Source organism: Advenella mandrilli (assembly GCF_016595155.1).
GTDB classification, from domain to species: Bacteria; Pseudomonadota; Gammaproteobacteria; order Burkholderiales; family Burkholderiaceae_B; genus Advenella; species Advenella mandrilli.
Genome location: NZ_JAENGP010000002.1, coordinates 137744 through 155002, shown reverse-complemented (window position 1 = coordinate 155002; position 17259 = coordinate 137744). Strand labels below are relative to the sequence as shown.

Sequence of the window (17259 nt, the reverse complement as noted above, 5' to 3'; positions counted from 1 at the left end):
ACGAGGACCCGTCCTTTCTTGGACGGGGGGAGTATTAAGCGCTCAGGCAGCCGGTTTCCTGGGCTCTTCAGAAGCCGGTTTTTCTGCGTTGATTTTTTCTGTATCAACGTCCACTTCCGGGGCTACCACGGTTTCAGGGTTGGCGGTAGATGGCGCGGTTTCTGCTGGGGCCGTGCCGCCCGTGTTACCACTGTCGCTTTGTCCGGCCTCAGGGGTTGCTGAAATAGGCTGCTTGCCTTCATCTGGCGATTCAGTATTGGGTGTATCGGTGGATACCAGTTCCACCACTTTGGCCCGTGACATCATGCCCAGAAATTGGTCGTTTTCATCGGTAACCGCAACTGGCTGGGTTGACTGTAGCATATGGGTCAGCACGGCATCCAGACCGGTACTGGCCGGCACACTGATAATATCCTTGACCATGCTGGAAATATCGCGCAGCCCGCTTTTGACTGCCTGTTCGGTATCGCTAAAATGCAGGATACCGGCAATCAGGTTGCCATCCAGGACCGGTGCGAACTGGTAGTCATACTGCTTCATTCTTTCCAGTGCCAGCGCTGGACGGGTCCGCATGGTTAAGGTTAAGCGGGTTTTATTAACGGCATGCCCTGCATTCAGGATTTTGCTGCGGTTGACGTCATGCAGGAAGGCTTCAACATATTCATTGTTGGGCGACAGCAGGATATCTTCAGGGGTGCCTTCCTGAATGAGTTCACCGTCTTTTAAAATGGCAATCCGGTTACCCAGCCGCAATGCTTCATCCAGGTCGTGGGTAATGAACACGATGGTTTTGTTCAGGCGTGATTGCAGTTCCAGTAGCTGGTTTTGCATTTCACGGCGAATCAGCGGGTCAAGGGCCGAAAAAGCCTCGTCCATGAGCAAAATTTCAGCATCGGTGGCCAGGGCGCGGGCCAGACCAACCCGTTGCTGCATACCACCCGACAACTGGTTGGGGTATTGATTTTCAAAACCCGCCAGCCCAACCTGTTCAAGCCAGTAACGGGCGGTTTCCTGTGCCTTGTCTTTGCTAACACCCTGGATATTCAGCCCGTAAGCCGCGTTTTCCAGAGTGGTTTTATGGGGTAGCAGGCCGAAGCGCTGAAACACCATGCTCATGGTTTTCTGACGGAATTTTTCCAGCTCTTTTTTGCCCAGCTGTGTGACATCGGTGCCATCGACCAGAATCTGTCCCGAAGTGGGTTCGATGAGCCGGTTAAAGTGCCGGATCAGGGTGGACTTGCCAGAACCTGACAGGCCCATGATGACATAAATGCTGCCTTCTTCAATATTCAGGGAAATATCTTTCAGGCCCAGGGTATGCTGGCTTTTGGCCAGCAATTCTTCTTTGCTCATGCCCTGTTTAACGGCATCCAGCCATTTTTCAGGGTGCTTGCCGAATATTTTGTAAATATGCCTGATTTCTATTTTGCTCATTGAACACCCCTGATTTGCTTGCGTTTTCCATAAGATTGGGTAATACGGTCAAAAATGACAGCCAGAATGACAATACCTAGACCGGCCAGTAAACCGCGTCCCACTTCAAGGCGGTTGATACCCAGCAAGACTTCATACCCCAGGCCACGGGCACCAATCATGGAGGCAATAACCACCATTGAAAGTGCCATCATGGTGGTTTGGTTAATGCCCGCCATGATATTGGGCAGGGCCAGGGGAATTTGCACACCAAACAACTGTTGGGTGCTGGAGGCGCCAAAGGCACGCGAGGCTTCAAGCACTTCGGCGTCAACCAGGCGAATGCCAAGATCGGTTAAGCGGATAACCGGTGGCACGGCATAAATAACCGTGGCAATAATGGCCGGAATTTTACCCAGGCCAAAAAGCATCACGACCGGGATCAGGTAGACGAAGCTGGGCATGGTTTGCATGATGTCCAGTATAGGCAGCATAACCGAGCGTAAACGGTTAAATTTGGCCATGAAAATACCCATGGGAATGCCAATAATAATGGAAATGCCGGTAGCCATAATCATGAGTGACAGGGTTTGCATGCCAGCATCCCATAGCCCCATGGCGCCCAGCAAAAAGAGCAGGGCACCCATGCCAAAACTGAATGCAATGCGACGGCTCATGCCATAGGCAAGAAGCATGGTGAGGATAATGATGCTCCACCAGGGAGCGTTACGTAACAGTTGCTCAAGCCATACCAGGGCGGCCAGAATGGGTTCGGACATGCGGTTCAGGCCATCGGCATAATTGATGACCAGGTAATCGACAAAACCGTCGATACTGTCACGAACGCTGCGTGAGGAAATGATTTCTGGGAACATATAAGGTCCGTTTTTTCTAATTAATGATGTGACAAGCCGCAACCTTTTTCCTGTGGAGGAAAAAGGCCGGGCGTTATCATGTTTTTATTGTGACGGGTTATATTACAGTGAAGCCTGAACGCGTTTTGCAACGTCTTCAGGAACCCATTGTGTCCATGTTTCGGCATGGTTTTTCAGGAACCATGTGGCGATGTCGCTGGCGTCATCACCCGTTTCTTCCATACGTGCCAGCGCTGCATCAAGAACGTTAACTGGCAGGGCTATTTTCGAGAGAAATTCGGCTAATTTAGGAGCCTGTTTGGAAAACTCTACGTTAATACCGGTATAAACAGGCGTGGTGGGGTAGGCGGATGGTTGCGGATCGGGACAGTCGATGGCCGTTAGGCAAGTGAATGTTTTTTCATCGTGTACAGGCATTTCAAGCTCTACCAGGTCAAGCGAACCAACCAGCGGGGTTGGATACCAGTAGTAGAAGGCAATATCCTGCTTGCGTTTATAGGCAGACATGAGGGCGGCTTTTTGTGCGGCACCCGTGCCTGGTGAATACATATTGAAATCGTTGTTCAGCTTAAGGGCTTTATGCAGGTTATTGGTAACCACTTCGCAGCTCCAGCCGGCCGGGCAACCAAAGATACGGCCTTTGGAAGGGTCTTCGGGGTCTTTGAATTTGTCTTTGTATTTAAGCAGGTCGGTGGGGGTTTTGATGTCAGGGTATTTTTCTGCCGTGTATTTTGGTATGTACCAGGCTTCACCGCCCGTGAAAAGTGAACCGATGGCTTTGACTTTACCGCTTGCTACCGCTTTTTCCCAGGGGTCTCGTTCGCTATTGAGCCAGATTTCGGGTTTGATATCGAGATCACCGCGCTCAAGGGCGGCAATGGCTGACAGGGTTTCGGTAGGCAGGATATCGGTTTTGCAACCATAGCCTTTTTGCAAGATATAGCTTTCTACTTCGGCCAATATGAGATTGGATTCCCAGGTCATGCCACCAATATTGACAGGCCGGTTAACTTCACATTGAGGGGTGTCAGCAGCCTGAGCAGATTGGGCCAGGCCCAGGATAGCCAGGGAAAAAATACTTGCTGAGATGAATTTATTAGGTTTAAGCATGGCGCTAAGCCTCCTTAAGTGTCGCAGGTTACTAAGTAATAACTGTGCTTGCCAAAGAGGGTGTGCGGAAAACGGCGCTGCCGTCGATACATACCAACATTAATTGAAGGGTGAAATAAATTTACCCATTGACAGGTTAAATCATGTGATTTTTACATGATGAACACAATTTGAAAAATAAATTTTTATTAAGACCGCTAGTTTAACAAAAATAACCATATTTATCAAATGTTTCCATGCGATAGTTTTTATTTCATATGTAAATGAATAATTATTTAATATTTAAAATTATTTTATTTATTGGTTTTTTATTGAATAAATATGTGACAAATTTCTTATGGAAAATGTTTTTCCTGTCAATTTTTCAATTAAAAATTTTACTTTTCAAATTGCAGGTGCCAGCAGTGCCGTTTACGCCAGAAAAGGGAAATGTGATTGGCTGAATCGTATCTGCTTGTGTCTGGCAGGATTGGTCTTAACAAAAAGCCAAATTAAGCTATGATTAGGGGGCAGGAGGACGGGAAAAATCGGATTTCGGCTCTTATCAATCAAACATACGCCAAATAAATTTTATGGGTACCGATAATAAAATTCTTTTCTTTGGAGATACGCACGGTGGGTTTGATCATTGCGCTGATATTGTCAGGCAAATCAGACCACAGGCCATTGTGTTTCTGGGAGATATACAAACCCCGTATCCGTTTCACGAGCAGTTGGCCAATATCATCAACCTGACTGAAGTCTGGTGGATTCATGGCAATCACGATACCGATACCGAACAGCAATACGATAACCTGTTTCTTTCCGAACTGAAACACCGGAATTTAAGCGGTCGTGTATGCGAGGTGGCTGGCGTGCGGATTGCCGGTTTGGGGGGTGTTTTTCGCGGAAAAATCTGGGACCCGGCCAAATCCGCGTGGAATTTTTACTCTCCTGAAGAATTTATCGCCAAAGGCGGTTTTCGGGCAGCCTGGCGAAATGGCGTGAATTTACGGCACCGTAGCAGCATTTTTCCTTCCGAGTACGAAGCCCTATTAAAAGAAAAAGCCGATGTATTGGTGACGCATGAGGCCCCTTCATGTAACCGTTTCGGCTTTCAGGTGCTGGATGGTCTGGCCGGCCATTTGGGCGTGCAGACGCATTTTCATGGGCATCATCATGATAATTACAATTACAGTGCTCATTACGCCCGTATGGGTTTCCGCACCTATTCAGTGGGTTACCGGGGGGTAACGGCCCTTGATGGCCGCATCGTAAGGCCCGGTGAAATGGATGGGCAGCATGAAAACCGGGTGGCCAGGATATCGGTGGGCAGTTAATGCACGGCAATGGCTTTTTCTGGCGGGTGCTGGCAGGCGGGCAGTGCCTGGCCAGGATAAATAATGGTTTGAGGATTATTTCAATTTTTTGCCTTGACACTACAGCCATGGGAAGGTTTAAGATAAGCCTGTATGTTCAACCTTGTTTAAGCAATAGGAAGCAATCATGGAAAAGGAACTGGAATTTAATGTAGAGGGCATGACTTGTGGCAATTGTGTTGCGCATGTCAAGAAGGCGGTAGAGGAAATCAACGGGGTAGAGGCCGCCCTGGTCAGCCTTGAAGAAAAAAAGGTGAAAGTCCGTACTAACGGGCAGGTTAACCCGGCGCAAATCAGGGAAGCAATTGAAGAAGCTGGCTATGATGTAGTTTGAAAAAACAGTCAATAGAACAATATGAAACCGCCCCGTTACCAGACGGGTGTCCGTGTGGCAGGGCGTTTTCAGGCCAGTACAGGCCGTTTGTTGCCTTGGTTAACTGCTAAAACAGGCGAGTTAATGTCAGTAACGACGGTTGTCCCAGTACCTTCGGTTATCCCTGTATCGGCGGTCATTATCGTAACTGCGCCGGTAGTATCTATCATCACGATCGCGGCTACGGCGATATGAACGGTCATCATCGCGGTAAAGCTGGTTGCCAATGAGGCCACCAAGGGCCGCGCCACCGACGGTAACCAAAGGATCTCCTTCAGAAACAACAGCACCGGCCACACCACCCAATGCGGCACCACCAATAGTGGCGGTTGTACGCTGGTTACCGTTGTAGCCATAACGGTCATATCCGGCACATCCGGTAATGGCGAGGCTAAACAGACCGATCAAAATAATGCGACTTTGGCTTTTGAGGTTCATTATCAACTCCTTGCAATGTCAAACCATGTCAAGTTGATCATCTCAAATGCAAGGGTGCCAGACTGTTATTGTCAGCAACAGTTGTTTCCATACTTGGCTATTACGCTTTTTGGAAACCTATTGAAAAAACAAGAAAAATTAGTGGGTTGCTGATTATGCCGATTATTCCGTTTCCATGGGAAATTGCATGAACAGCGCTTTCCCCAGGGAAGGGTTAAGATGGTTATCCAGGAAGCCTTCTTCCTCATATAACTGGCGCGCGATGGTATTGCCCTCCAGGACTTCAAGGGTAATTTTGCAACAACCCAGGTTTTTGGCCAGTTGTTTGACCCGGGCAAGCATAAGTTTGCCAATACCCTGGCCACGGTAAGGCCTTAATACTGCAAAATCATGAATATTAAGCAGAGGTTTACAGGCAAAGGTGGAAAAGCCTTCCATGCAAAGGGCAATACCGGCCGGCTGTTGTTGGCGGAAGGCCAGAATCGTGTAAATATTGCTGCGTTTTTTCAGGGAGGCAATCAGGTTTTTCTGTACATGGGCTGATAATTCCTGTGCACCACCGGTAGGGCTGGAGGCGTAATCATTCAAGACAGTTAATATTGCCGCAGCGTGAGCCGGGTTTTCCAAATCGGCAATAATGAGGTCAATCATGCGTATTCCTTACTTTTATTTAATTTGGGTGTATTTCAAATCGATATAGCCAACGGGATGACGCAGTATTCCACTGATATTATCTTTTTGCAGATAAATTTGATTATAGAAAAAAAGCGGAAAAATGGGCATTTCGTCAAACAGGATCTTTTCAGTCTGCAAAAGCAGGTCCCAGCGTTTTTGGGCATCCGGTTCGGTGTTGGCCTGGCCAACCAGCCTGTCGTATTCGGGGTTTGTCCAACCGGTACGGTTCATGGACGAATCGCTCAGGAAGCTTTCCAGCGAATTGTAAGGGTCGGCATAATCATTAACGAAAGAACTGCGGGAAAACTGCAGCTCAAGGCCGCGTTGCTTGGCATAAAAAACCTTGCTTTCGATGCTTTGCAGCTGGATATCCACGCCAAGGACTTCCCGGTACATGTTTTGCATGGTTTCGGCAATTTTCCGGTCGCTGGGGTTGTTAATATAGCTAAGCGTTACAGGGGGCAGGGTGCGGTAGTTTTCATCGGCCATCCCCTTGGCAAGATGCTGTTTGGCGGCATCGGGATTGGTATTTAGCAGATGACCGTTTTCTTCACGGAAATCGTTGCCATTGGGGCCGGTAAAACCCGGTGCCACAAAACCGTAAGCGGCCTGGCGTCCTTGTTTGGTGACATATTTCACAATGTCATCCTGGTTGATGGCCAGGGCAAATGCCTTGCGGATATCCGTATTCTGGAAAGGCGGCATCTGGGTATTGAACCTGAAGAAATAACCCCCTGCCTGCGGCACATTCCTGAAGTCTTTATGGTCCTTGACTTTGTCATACAGGGCAGAGGGCAAGGGGGACGGTGTCATGTCCAGTTCGCCGGTACGGTACATTTGGTACGAGGTATTCGGGTCATTGACCATGGCAAAGTCGATGGCATCAATGTGCACATTGCCAGCATCCCAATAATGCGGGTTTTTTTCAAAACGCATGCTTTGCGCATGTTTCCAGTTTTTCAGCAAAAAAGGCCCGTTGCCCACATAGGTCTTGGCTTCGGTATGCCATTTAGGGTTGGCGTTGGCCACTTTTTGGTTAAGGGGGGCAAAGTTGGGGTTGGTAATAATATTAAGGAATGACACATTGGGCGCTTCCAGCGTGACTTCCAGGGTGTGGTCATCAAGTGCTTTAAGGCCCAGGTCCTGGCCTTTGCCTTTGCCTTCATTGAAGGCTTTGGCCCCGGCAATGGGATAAGCCAGAAACGCGGCCGGAGAGGCGGTTTCGGGATTGAGCATGTGGGTCCAGCCATAGACAAAATCATGGGCGGTTAACGGATCGCCATTGGACCATTTGGTATTGGCACGCAACTTGAAGGTATAGGTTTTGCCATCGTTGGAAATTTGCCAGCTTTCGGCGGTGGCCGGGGCGGCCAGATGTTTGTCATCCAGCCTGACCAGGCCTTCAACCAAATTGTTAAGGGGCTCCCATGAAATCAGATTGAAACCGGCGGCCGGATGCAGCGAGGTGGGCTCTTCGGTATTATTCAGGCGCAACACTTTTTCGGCAAAAGCGGGGCCAGACAGGGCAAAACCCAGAACCGTCACCAGACAGGCAGCCAACAGTTTTTGTTTCATAACTAGAATCCTTCAATAAGCAGTTGCGAGATGGCCCGTTTTGTTTTACGGCTGGATTGATAAATTACTACGGGTGCGTAAGTCTTGCAACCAGCACAGGCTTTGTTGAGTGTGACTGATTGTAGTCAGTTTGGGGGGCACTTTGTTGCAAACCACCAGAGCATGGGGACATCGCGGGTAAAAACTGCAGGCCGGTGGGGGTGAAAACAGGTCAGGCGGCTGGCCCGGAATGGGACGCAGGCTTTCGCGCGTCATGTCCAGTCTTGGTACAGATTGCAGCAGACCCTGGGTATAAGGGTGTTGCGGATGATAGAAAATGTCCCGCTGGGAACCCGACTCTACGCATTGCCCGGCATACATGACGGCTACCTGATTGGCAATTTGCGCTACCACGCCCAGATCATGGGTGATCAGGATGATGGCAATACCGGTGGCGGCCTGGATCTGGCTGAACAAGTCCAGGATTTGCGCCTGAATGGTCACGTCCAGTGCGGTGGTGGGTTCATCGGCAATCAGCAGTTCGGGTTCGCACATTAAGGCAATGGCAATCACCACGCGCTGGCGCATGCCGCCCGATAACTGGTGCGGATACTGACCCAGCCTTTCTGGCGGATTGGCAATGCCCACCAGGGACAGCATTTGTTCGGCTTTGCGCCTGGCCTCATCGGGTGTCAGGTTTTGATGCTTGATAACGCCTTCGGTCAATTGCTCGCCGATGGTCAGGGTGGGATTGAGTGCCGTCATCGGATCCTGGAAGATCATGGAAATCCGGTTGCCCTGCAACTGGCGCATGGCTTTGGCATCCAGATCCAGCAGGTTTTGCCCTTTAAACAGGATTTCACCCTGGGTAATAGTGGCGGTTTGACGGGGCAACAGCCCCATGATCGCGTTGCAGGTCACCGATTTCCCGCAGCCTGATTCACCCACAATAGCCAGGGTTTGGCCGGGGTGCACAGACAGCGACAGGTCACGTACGGCATGGATGTGTCCACCATGGGTACGGAACTGGATTGAAAGATGTCGAACTTCAAGCAAGGGAAGTGTATTCATGGCTATTTCTTCAGTTTTGGATCCAGGGCATCCTGCAGGCCATCGCCCAGCACATTGAAGGCAAACATGGTGAGGGAAATGAACAGGGCCGGGAAAAACAATTGCCACCAGTCACCCGACAAAATAACGGGTAGGGCATCATTAGTCATGACGCCCCAGCTGGCATGGGGAGCTTGTATACCCAATCCCAGGAAGCTTAAAAAAGCTTCCGCAAAAATCGCGCTGGGTACGGTTAGGGTCATTTGCACAATAATGGGGCCCATGGTGTTGGGCAGCAGGTTCTTGCGGATAATGCGGCCGGTGCTGGCACCGAAGGTTCGTGAGGCGGTGACAAACTCAAGGTTTTTAAGTTGCAGCACCTGGCCGCGCACAATGCGTGCCATGCTGATCCAGCCGGTAATAGTCAGGGCAATAATAATGGTTAACAGGCTGGGCTTCATGACCACCATTAACAGGATGACCATCAGCAAATAGGGTAGGCCATACAGGATCTCGACAATACGCATCATGATGGCATCGGTTTTGCCGCCTTTCAGGCCGCTGTATCCACCGTATGCAACTCCAATCACAAAATCAATCAGGGCCGCCATGAATCCGACAAACAGGGAGATCCGGGCGCCCTGCCAGGTTCGTGTAAATACATCGCGGCCCAGATCATCGGTGCCAAACCAATGTAGGGCTGAAGGGGGCAGGTTTTGGTTTCTAAGGTCCTGGGCGGTGGCGGAATACGGGGAGAACAGGGGAGCAAAAATGGCCATGCTGACCAGGGCCAGCAAAAATACCAGTCCAAGCATGGCCAGTTTATTGCGTCGCAGGCGTTGCCAGGCATCCTGCCAGTAGGAAACATAAGGGCGTTCAATCGTATTGTGGAGATCGCCGGTATTCCTGATGGCCGGTTGCAGCCATTCGGGTGGGAAAAGGTCTTGCTCGTGCGGCTTCATGCTTGCCCCTTGTGATGGTGAAGCCGTATGCGAGGGTCTAGCAGGCAATAGGCCATGTCAACCAGAAACAGCATGAAAACCAGAATGGTACTGTAGAAAACGGTGGTGCCCATAATAACGGGATAGTCCCGGGTGCTGATGGAGTCGATGAAATAGCGGCCCATGCCGGGAATGGCAAAAATCTTTTCGATCACGAACGTGCCGGTTAAGATAGACGCCATCAGGGTGCCCAGCAGGGTAACCACCGGCATTAAGGCATTGCGTAAGGCGTGCCGGATAACCACCCGCATGGGTGACAGGCCTTTGGCACGGGCCATTTTGATGTAGTCTTGCGTAAGCGTTTCAAGCATGCTGGAACGAATTAGCCGGGCAATAATAGCCATGGGGGCGGTTGCCAATGCAAGCACTGGCAAGACCATATGCATGGGGGTGCGCCAGGTGGCGGCCGGAAACCAGCCCAGATTGACGGCAAATTCCTGGATCAGCAGGGTGGACAGCACGAAATTGGGGATGGAAATGCCCAGTACGGCAATACCCATGCACAAGTGGTCAAGCAGGCCATTATGGTGCAGCGCAGCCATGACGCCCAGCACCAGGCCGGAAACCAGGGCAATGCCAATGGCCCATAAGCCCAGTTCGAATGAAACCGGAAAACCGCGACCAATTAATTCATTGACGGTGGTGTCAGGGCTGGCAATGGAGGGCCCGAAGTTGAAGGTGGCAATGGATTTCAGGTAGCTGAAATACTGGATGTACAGGGGCTGGTCAAGCTGGTGGAAGGCACGCAGGTTTTCTTGCACGGCGGCGCTGGTTTGCCGGTCCTGCTCAAAGGGAGAGCCCGGAATCAGGTGCATCAGGATAAAGGTGAGCGAGGCGATGATAAAGATCGTGCCAATCATGAGCAGGAATCGTTTGATGACGTAGTTTTTCATGTTAGCGATTTCTTTCGGCAATAAGGTGGCAGGCGGCAAAATGACCGGGCGCGTGTTCTTGCCAGACAGGGAGCTGTTGCCGGCAGATAGCCTGTGCCTGCGGGCAGCGGGTATGAAACACACAGCCGGCGGGCGGGTTGATGGCACTGGGTAGTTCACCCTTGAGCAAAATGCGTTGGCGTTTTTTTTCCAGGTCGGGATCGGGAACCGGAATAGCGGAAAGCAATGCCTGTGTATAAGGGTGCAGGGGGTTGGTATACAACTCATGGCTGCTGGCCAGTTCAGCCATCTGGCCCAGGTACATGACGCCGACCCGGTCTGACAAGTATTTCACCATGGCCAGGTCATGCGCAATAAACAGGTAGGTTAGTTTTTTATCCTGTTGCAGGCGTTGCAACAGCAGCACGATCTGGGCCTGGATTGAGACGTCCAGGGCTGAAATCGGTTCATCGGCAATGATGATGTCCGGTTCAAGGGCCAGTGCACGGGCAATGCCTACCCGCTGGCGCTGCCCACCCGAGAATTCATGCGGATAGCGATGGGCGTGGGCGGGATTCAGGCCCACTTCTTTAAGCAAGCTGTCAATGTGTTGGCGCAGGTCATTTTTGTTTTTGTGAACCCGGTGAATTTCCAGCGGTTCGGCAATAATTTCAAAAATGGTGGCGCGTGGGTTAAGCGAGGCGTAAGGATCCTGGAAGATCATCTGGATCTGGCGCTGCCTGATTTTGTTTTCTTGCGCGCTGGCTTGGTGGATGTCTTTGCCATGAATGTAGACCTGGCCCGCAGTTGGCGGGTACAGGCCCATGATGGTGCGTCCAACCGTGGATTTGCCGCAGCCCGACTCACCCACCAGACCGAAGGTTTCCCCTTTATGGATCTCAAACGAAACACCGTTCAGGGCTTTGATGGTTTGATGCTTGTTGAGGAAGAAATGTTTTTTGAGTGCCTGGACTGATACCAGCGGCAGCTTATTGTTCTTATGGATGGCCATGACAATGGAATGAAAAAAGTCTTGTTGGGACGATTTTAACAGCAATGTTGGCGTAAACCATGGTCTGGCGCAGGGGTAAGGGTTAGGCCTGATCGATTTTTTGCATGGCCAGGCGCATGACCGGACGGGTCAGCAAGGCATAGATGCCCGCCAGGGCAGCGCAGGCAAGGCAGAGCCAGGATAAATGGGTGCTGACATAAAGCCATTTGAACGCCTCGATGCTGATGGCGGACATGAACATCATGATCAGGCTCATGGCACCGGCCACCACGCCTTTAGGGGCCGTTGAGGAGAGTAGGGTAAGGCGGTACAAGACCGCAAAACTCAAGCCTTGGGCAAAAGACAGCAGGCTCATGCCCAGAATCAGGCCGGTCAGGGTAAAGGCAGGCAGCAGGCCGGCCAGCAGCAGGCTAAGCCCGCCTAGCAATACCAGTGGTAGCGCATGGTAGACAGTTTGGCCAAGCGGCACTTTGCCAGACAGGCGGGACAGGGCCAGGTTGCCCAGGATCAGGCAGGCAAAAATGGGAAGCTGAGATTTGGCATAGCCCAGGTTGTCCAGGCCCAGGTCTTTGACCAGAAAGACCGGAGACAGTCCAATCCAGACCAGCATCGGCAATCCGATAATGGGACTGAACAGGGCCAGTTGCATGAATTTGTGGTTGCGCAAGGTGGCTTTATAGTGATTCAGGACGGTACTGATGGACTCTTTGGGGGCGTCAAGGTTGACGGTTTCCGGCATGTGGCGGAACAGGCCAATCAGGCTCAGGCAGCTAATGCCGGCAATCAGGATGAAGCCCCAGTGCCAGGACACATAGCTGATGAGGGCAGCACCGGCCAGCGGACCCAGCAGGGGGGCGATGAGTGCAATATTGGCCATGAGTGCCATCACTTTGATGGCTGTGCTTTCCCGAAAGGCTTCCTGGATACTGACATAACCCACTGCCCCGATAAAACAGTGTGACACGCCCTGTAGCAGGCGCATGAGCATGAAGCTTTCTATATTGACACTGAACAGGATCAGGATATTGGTGATGGCGTAATACAGGGTGCCGGCCAGCATGACCCGGCGCCGGCCATACCGGTCTGACAGGGGGCCGATTAACCACATAAAGAGGGCACCACCCAGGATATATAGCGACATTGAGGAAGCAACCCAGCTGTCATCCACCTTGAATTCTTGCGTAATGGTGAGCATGGCCGGCTGCACCAGGTCATTGCCAATATAAACCGCAAATTCAAAAAGAACCAGTGCCACTGGAAACCAGATCAGGTCCCGTTGATGTTTTTTAGTGTGGGCGGATGTCATGAGTGGGGGGAGCTAAGGGTTTGGTGAATGATAGGGATTTTGCTTGAAAGACAAATATTGCCGCAATCCTTGTATTGGGTATTTATTTGGTATTGCGTATTTCGGGAAGGAGTATAGCAGCTTGAATACAGTGAGCTGTATGTTTTTTGCCTATATTAATGCATGAACAGATTATTAAACAGTCAGGTTAAAAAATCTATACATGATTAAACATTAGTATGTTACGTTAGAAAAAAATCAATCATAAAAAAAACAAAAAATTGATGGATACCGTTTTTTATTTATAAGCAATAAGGAGGTATGTGGTGCGTATTGGTATACCTAAAGAAAGCATGCAGGGGGAGACCCGGGTGGCGGCAACGCCAGCAACGGTTGAGCAGCTGCAAAAGCTGGGTTTTGAAGTCATGATTGAGCATTCGGCTGGCCAGTTGGCCAGTTTTGATGATCAGGCTTATATAAAGGCCGGGGCACAAACAGGCGCACGGCAAGAAGTCTGGCGCTCAGACCTGGTTTACAAGGTCAACGCCCCCAACGATGAAGAAATAGCCCTGCTTCAGGAAGGCAGCACGCTGGTCAGTTTTATCTGGCCGGCACAAAATCCCGAACTGGTACAACAGCTGGCTGGCAACAAGATTAACGTTCTGGCCATGGATATGGTGCCACGTATTTCGCGGGCCCAGTCCCTGGATGCCCTGTCTTCCATGGCCAATATTGGCGGTTATCGCGCTGTTATTGAAGCGGCCCACCAGTTTGGCCGTTTCTTTACCGGCCAGATTACGGCAGCCGGCAAGGTGCCACCCGCCAAGGTGCTGGTGATTGGTGCCGGGGTGGCTGGCCTGGCGGCGATTGGTACGGCCGGTTCTTTGGGGGCCATTGTACGTGCCTTTGATACCCGCCTTGAAGTGGCCGAGCAAATTGAATCCATGGGGGGGCAGTTCCTGAAACTGGATTTTGGTGATGAAAGCGGCTCGTCGTCAGACGGCTATGCCAAAACCATGTCCGAGGAATTCATCCGTGCTGAAATGGCCCTGTTTGCTGAACAGGCCAAGGAAGTGGATATCATTATTACCACTGCCTTAATTCCCGGCAAACCGGCGCCCAAGCTGATTACCCGTGATATGGTGGACAGCATGAAACCGGGCTCAGTCATTGTGGACATGGCTGCCGCTGCTGGCGGTAATTGCGAATATACCCGTGCGGGCGAAGTCTTCGTGACCGATAACGGCGTCAAGATAGTGGGCTACACTGATTTACCCGGCCGCTTGCCGGCCCAGTCTTCGCAGCTGTACGCCACCAACCTGGTCAATTTAAGCAAATTGCTGTGCAAGGAAAAAGACGGCCAGATTGATATCAACCAGGAAGATGTGGTGTTGCGCAACATGAGCGTGATTACCCAGGGTGATATTAGTTTTCCGCCCCCGGCCATCAGTGTCTCGGCAGCACCTGCCGCCGCCAAGCCGGTTGTCGCAGTCAAAAAGGCTGAACCGAAATCTGCCCGTTTCAAGCTGGGGGTACTGGCCGTACTGCTTGTGCTGTTTGGCCTGGCCGGTGCCTGGTCACCCCCCGAGTTCCTGGCTCACTTTACTGTCTTTGTTCTGGCTTGCGTGGTGGGTTACTACGTGGTCTGGAACGTAACACATTCCCTGCATACACCGCTTATGTCGGTTACCAATGCCATTTCCGGCATTATTGTGGTGGGTGCCCTGTTGCAAATTGGTCATGGCAACGGGTTGGTCAGTGCGCTGGCATTTATTGGCATTCTGATTGCCAGTATTAATATCGCAGGTGGTTTCCTGGTTACACAGCGCATGCTGAAAATGTTCAGAAAAGACAAGGGTGAATAATATGTCTCAAGGTTTGGTTATGGCGGCATATATTATTGCCGCATTGTTATTTATTGCCAGCTTGGCCGGTTTGTCAAAACAGGAAACCGCCCGCAACGGCAATACATTCGGGATCGCCGGGATGGCGATTGCCTTGCTGGCCACCATTTTCAGCCAGAACGTAGAAGGCCTGGTTTGGATTATCGTTGCCATGGTTATTGGTGGTGCCATCGGGATGCGGCTGGCGCAAAAAGTTGAAATGACACAAATGCCCGAGCTGATTGCCATGTTGCACTGCTTTGTGGGTCTGGCAGCGGTTTTTGTAGGCTACAACAGCTATATCACGGCCGACAGCCATGGTACGGTGTCAGCTGCCATGCAGAACATTCACCTGGGTGAAGTCTTCCTGGGCGTGTTTATTGGTGCGGTAACCTTTACGGGCTCCATCGTCGCTTTTGGTAAACTGCGCGGTTCCATCAGCTCTAAGGCCTTAATGCTGCCACATCGTCACAAGCTTAATGCGCTGGCCTTGCTGGTGTCATTCCTGCTGATGTGGCAATTTATTGCTTCGGGTGGTTCAACCTTTGCCCTGATTCTCATGACCTTCATCGCGCTTGCGTTTGGCTGGCATCTGGTGGCTTCCATCGGGGGTGCCGACATGCCGGTGGTGGTATCCATGCTTAACTCCTATTCGGGCTGGGCGGCGGCCGCTGCCGGTTTCATGCTGTCCAACGACCTGCTGATTGTGACGGGCGCTTTGGTGGGTTCATCGGGGGCGATTCTTTCCTACATCATGTGCAAGGCCATGAACCGGTCTTTCATTTCGGTCATTGCCGGTGGTTTTGGCAATGATGCCGTTGCCAGCAGTGGCAATGAGGAAATGGGCGAATACCGTGAGATGATGCCTGAAGAAGTGGCAGACATACTGAAAAACGCCAGCTCGGTTATTATTACCCCCGGCTATGGCATGGCCGTGGCCCAGGCGCAGTATCCGGTAGCTGAAATTACCCAGCACTTGCGTGATCAAGGGATTAAGGTGCGTTTTGGCATTCATCCGGTGGCGGGTCGGCTGCCCGGTCACATGAACGTGCTGTTGGCCGAAGCCAGGGTGCCTTACGATATCGTGCTTGAAATGGACGAAATCAATGAGGACTTTGCCGATACCGATGTGGTGCTGGTGATTGGTGCCAACGATACCGTGAACCCCGCGGCCAACGAAGACCCGGCCAGCCCGATTGCCGGCATGCCGGTTCTTGAAGTCTGGAAAGCGCAACAGGTTATCGTGTTCAAGCGCTCCATGAATACGGGTTATGCCGGTGTGCAAAACCCGCTGTTCTTCAAAGACAACAGTTTCATGTGTTTTGGTGATGCGAAAGGCACGGTAGAGTCCATATTACGGGCTTTGTAATATAGATGGCACCCGCAGGGCTATAATCGTTTTTTTACGGTTTAGCCCTGTTTTTATCTTCATGTCTCAATCTTTTCCCTTGCCCGTGCGCGATGGTATTGTACCCAGCCGCCTGTATTTGCCGCGAGCGCAGCAATGGCCTGATTTGTTCAGTTTTTTGCTGCTTAAGTTTCCGTACATACCCCCTGATATTTTGCGTGAACGCCTGGCTCGCGGGGATATGGTGGATGCCACTGGCGTGCCCATGCGATTGGACAGCCCTTTTGTGGCGGACAGCTGGCTGTGGTATTACCGTGAAGTGCCTGCCGAAGTGAATGTACCCTTTGTGCTAGAGGTGCTGTACCAGGATGAATATCTGATGGTCGCCGACAAACCGCATTTTCTGGCCAGCATTCCGGGGGGGCGTTATTTGCAGGAAACCGCCCTGATCCGCCTGCGCAAACAGTTGAATAACTTCGAACTCAGTCCGATTCACCGCCTTGATCGGGATACGGCCGGTTTGCTACTTTTTTGTACCAACCAGCGTTACCGGGGAGCCTACCAGATATTGTTCCAGACGCGTGAGGTTCATAAAACCTATGAGGCCATCGCTCCTTTCAGGGCCAGCCTGGCGTTTCCCCTGATACGCGAGAGCCATATTCGTAAAAGTGCGCAGTATTTCACCATGGAAGAATCTGCCGAGGCACCCAACAGCCGTACCCGTATCAGCCTGTTAAATCATAACGGGACATTGGGCCATTATTTGCTTGAACCGCTGACTGGTAAAAAGCATCAGCTGCGGGTACACATGAATGGCCTGGGCATGCCCATTTGCAATGATGCGTCATATCCCGCCATGTTGCCAGCCCGTGAAGATGGTCGTTTTGATAAACCCTTGCAGCTACTGGCCCGTTCAATTGGCTTTACCGATCCGGTCACCGGGCAGACCCGCTTTTTTGAAAGCCGTCGAACGCTGGAAATGCAGGCCGATATTAACAAAACCCAAGAATAG

At 51.2% G+C, this 17259-nt stretch carries 16 protein-coding genes; 5 read left to right on the top strand and 11 right to left on the bottom strand.

Annotated elements, in window-relative coordinates:
- Window positions 1-42: 42 nt before the first annotated feature.
- The 3 genes from JHL22_RS02320 to JHL22_RS02310 form a co-directional block, all read right to left on the bottom strand.
- The gene (locus JHL22_RS02320; RefSeq protein WP_200233409.1) at window positions 43-1434 is read right to left on the bottom strand and encodes a quaternary amine ABC transporter ATP-binding protein; all 1392 of its coding nucleotides are present in this window, start codon (window positions 1432-1434) and stop codon (window positions 43-45) included.
- A complete protein-coding gene (locus JHL22_RS02315) occupies window positions 1431-2288 on the bottom strand; it encodes an ABC transporter permease (RefSeq protein WP_200233408.1) in 858 nt (285 codons plus the stop codon). Before JHL22_RS02315 ends, JHL22_RS02320 begins: the two co-directional genes overlap by 4 nt.
- Window positions 2289-2390: 102 nt before the next feature.
- Window positions 2391-3398, bottom strand: coding sequence for an ABC transporter substrate-binding protein (locus JHL22_RS02310; protein ID WP_200233407.1), 1008 nt, complete (start codon window positions 3396-3398; stop codon window positions 2391-2393).
- A gap of 572 nt (window positions 3399-3970) precedes the next feature.
- Between JHL22_RS02310 and JHL22_RS02305 the strand changes: the two genes are divergently transcribed.
- Both JHL22_RS02305 and JHL22_RS02300 read left to right on the top strand, forming a co-directional pair.
- Window positions 3971-4717 (top strand): metallophosphoesterase family protein, encoded by a 747-nt coding sequence (locus tag JHL22_RS02305; protein ID WP_200233406.1) that lies wholly within the window; start codon window positions 3971-3973, stop codon window positions 4715-4717.
- A gap of 166 nt (window positions 4718-4883) precedes the next feature.
- Entirely contained in the window at window positions 4884-5090 is a 207-nt protein-coding gene (locus JHL22_RS02300) for a heavy-metal-associated domain-containing protein (protein WP_200233404.1), read from the top strand.
- Between the two features lie 126 nt (window positions 5091-5216).
- Here the strand turns inward: JHL22_RS02300 and JHL22_RS02295 are convergent, their stop codons facing one another.
- From JHL22_RS02295 to JHL22_RS02260, 8 genes are all read right to left on the bottom strand, one after another.
- On the bottom strand, window positions 5217-5567 hold the full coding sequence (locus JHL22_RS02295; RefSeq protein ID WP_200233403.1) for a YMGG-like glycine zipper-containing protein: 351 nt from the start codon (window positions 5565-5567) through the stop codon (window positions 5217-5219).
- Between the two features lie 162 nt (window positions 5568-5729).
- The gene (locus JHL22_RS02290; RefSeq protein WP_200233402.1) at window positions 5730-6218 is read right to left on the bottom strand and encodes a GNAT family N-acetyltransferase; all 489 of its coding nucleotides are present in this window, start codon (window positions 6216-6218) and stop codon (window positions 5730-5732) included.
- Between the two features lie 15 nt (window positions 6219-6233).
- Window positions 6234-7817 carry a peptide ABC transporter substrate-binding protein gene (locus JHL22_RS02285; RefSeq protein WP_200233399.1) on the bottom strand — a complete coding sequence of 528 codons (1584 nt, stop codon included), beginning with the start codon at window positions 7815-7817 and terminating at the stop codon, window positions 6234-6236.
- Window positions 7818-7862: 45 nt separating this feature from the next.
- Window positions 7863-8867 carry an ABC transporter ATP-binding protein gene (locus JHL22_RS02280; RefSeq protein ID WP_200233398.1) on the bottom strand — a complete coding sequence of 335 codons (1005 nt, stop codon included), beginning with the start codon at window positions 8865-8867 and terminating at the stop codon, window positions 7863-7865.
- 2 nt (window positions 8868-8869) lie between these two features.
- The gene (locus JHL22_RS02275; RefSeq protein ID WP_200233395.1) at window positions 8870-9808 is read right to left on the bottom strand and encodes an ABC transporter permease; all 939 of its coding nucleotides are present in this window, start codon (window positions 9806-9808) and stop codon (window positions 8870-8872) included.
- Window positions 9805-10740 carry an ABC transporter permease gene (locus JHL22_RS02270; RefSeq protein ID WP_200233393.1) on the bottom strand — a complete coding sequence of 312 codons (936 nt, stop codon included), beginning with the start codon at window positions 10738-10740 and terminating at the stop codon, window positions 9805-9807. Before JHL22_RS02270 ends, JHL22_RS02275 begins: the two co-directional genes overlap by 4 nt.
- A 1-nt stretch (window position 10741) precedes the next feature.
- The gene (locus JHL22_RS02265; protein ID WP_200233391.1) at window positions 10742-11731 is read right to left on the bottom strand and encodes an ABC transporter ATP-binding protein; all 990 of its coding nucleotides are present in this window, start codon (window positions 11729-11731) and stop codon (window positions 10742-10744) included.
- Between the two features lie 82 nt (window positions 11732-11813).
- On the bottom strand, window positions 11814-13037 hold the full coding sequence (locus JHL22_RS02260; RefSeq protein WP_200233388.1) for an MFS transporter: 1224 nt from the start codon (window positions 13035-13037) through the stop codon (window positions 11814-11816).
- Window positions 13038-13369: 332 nt separating this feature from the next.
- On the opposite strand from JHL22_RS02260, the gene JHL22_RS02255 reads away from it, so the two are divergent.
- The 3 genes from JHL22_RS02255 to JHL22_RS02245 all read left to right on the top strand — a co-directional run bounded on the left by JHL22_RS02255 (window position 13370) and on the right by JHL22_RS02245 (window position 17259).
- Window positions 13370-14881 (top strand): Re/Si-specific NAD(P)(+) transhydrogenase subunit alpha, encoded by a 1512-nt coding sequence (locus JHL22_RS02255; RefSeq protein ID WP_234041077.1) that lies wholly within the window; start codon window positions 13370-13372, stop codon window positions 14879-14881.
- Window position 14882: 1 nt separating this feature from the next.
- On the top strand, window positions 14883-16268 hold the full coding sequence (pntB, locus tag JHL22_RS02250; RefSeq protein ID WP_200233384.1) for a Re/Si-specific NAD(P)(+) transhydrogenase subunit beta: 1386 nt from the start codon (window positions 14883-14885) through the stop codon (window positions 16266-16268).
- 61 nt (window positions 16269-16329) lie between these two features.
- The gene (locus JHL22_RS02245; protein ID WP_200233375.1) at window positions 16330-17259 is read left to right on the top strand and encodes a pseudouridine synthase; all 930 of its coding nucleotides are present in this window, start codon (window positions 16330-16332) and stop codon (window positions 17257-17259) included.

Coding starts and splice junctions, on each gene's coding strand:
- pntB (WP_200233384.1), top strand. CDS start 14,883: ATGTCTCAAGGTTTGGTTATGGCGGCATATATTATTGCCGCATTGTTA.
- JHL22_RS02320 (WP_200233409.1), bottom strand. CDS start 1,434: ATGAGCAAAATAGAAATCAGGCATATTTACAAAATATTCGGCAAGCAC.
- JHL22_RS02260 (WP_200233388.1), bottom strand. CDS start 13,037: ATGACATCCGCCCACACTAAAAAACATCAACGGGACCTGATCTGGTTT.
- JHL22_RS02245 (WP_200233375.1), top strand. CDS start 16,330: ATGTCTCAATCTTTTCCCTTGCCCGTGCGCGATGGTATTGTACCCAGC.
- JHL22_RS02310 (WP_200233407.1), bottom strand. CDS start 3,398: ATGCTTAAACCTAATAAATTCATCTCAGCAAGTATTTTTTCCCTGGCT.
- JHL22_RS02280 (WP_200233398.1), bottom strand. CDS start 8,867: ATGAATACACTTCCCTTGCTTGAAGTTCGACATCTTTCAATCCAGTTC.
- JHL22_RS02265 (WP_200233391.1), bottom strand. CDS start 11,731: ATGGCCATCCATAAGAACAATAAGCTGCCGCTGGTATCAGTCCAGGCA.
- JHL22_RS02305 (WP_200233406.1), top strand. CDS start 3,971: ATGGGTACCGATAATAAAATTCTTTTCTTTGGAGATACGCACGGTGGG.
- JHL22_RS02275 (WP_200233395.1), bottom strand. CDS start 9,808: ATGAAGCCGCACGAGCAAGACCTTTTCCCACCCGAATGGCTGCAACCG.
- JHL22_RS02255 (WP_234041077.1), top strand. CDS start 13,370: ATGCAGGGGGAGACCCGGGTGGCGGCAACGCCAGCAACGGTTGAGCAG.
- JHL22_RS02300 (WP_200233404.1), top strand. CDS start 4,884: ATGGAAAAGGAACTGGAATTTAATGTAGAGGGCATGACTTGTGGCAAT.
- JHL22_RS02315 (WP_200233408.1), bottom strand. CDS start 2,288: ATGTTCCCAGAAATCATTTCCTCACGCAGCGTTCGTGACAGTATCGAC.
- JHL22_RS02270 (WP_200233393.1), bottom strand. CDS start 10,740: ATGAAAAACTACGTCATCAAACGATTCCTGCTCATGATTGGCACGATC.
- JHL22_RS02285 (WP_200233399.1), bottom strand. CDS start 7,817: ATGAAACAAAAACTGTTGGCTGCCTGTCTGGTGACGGTTCTGGGTTTT.
- JHL22_RS02295 (WP_200233403.1), bottom strand. CDS start 5,567: ATGAACCTCAAAAGCCAAAGTCGCATTATTTTGATCGGTCTGTTTAGC.
- JHL22_RS02290 (WP_200233402.1), bottom strand. CDS start 6,218: ATGATTGACCTCATTATTGCCGATTTGGAAAACCCGGCTCACGCTGCG.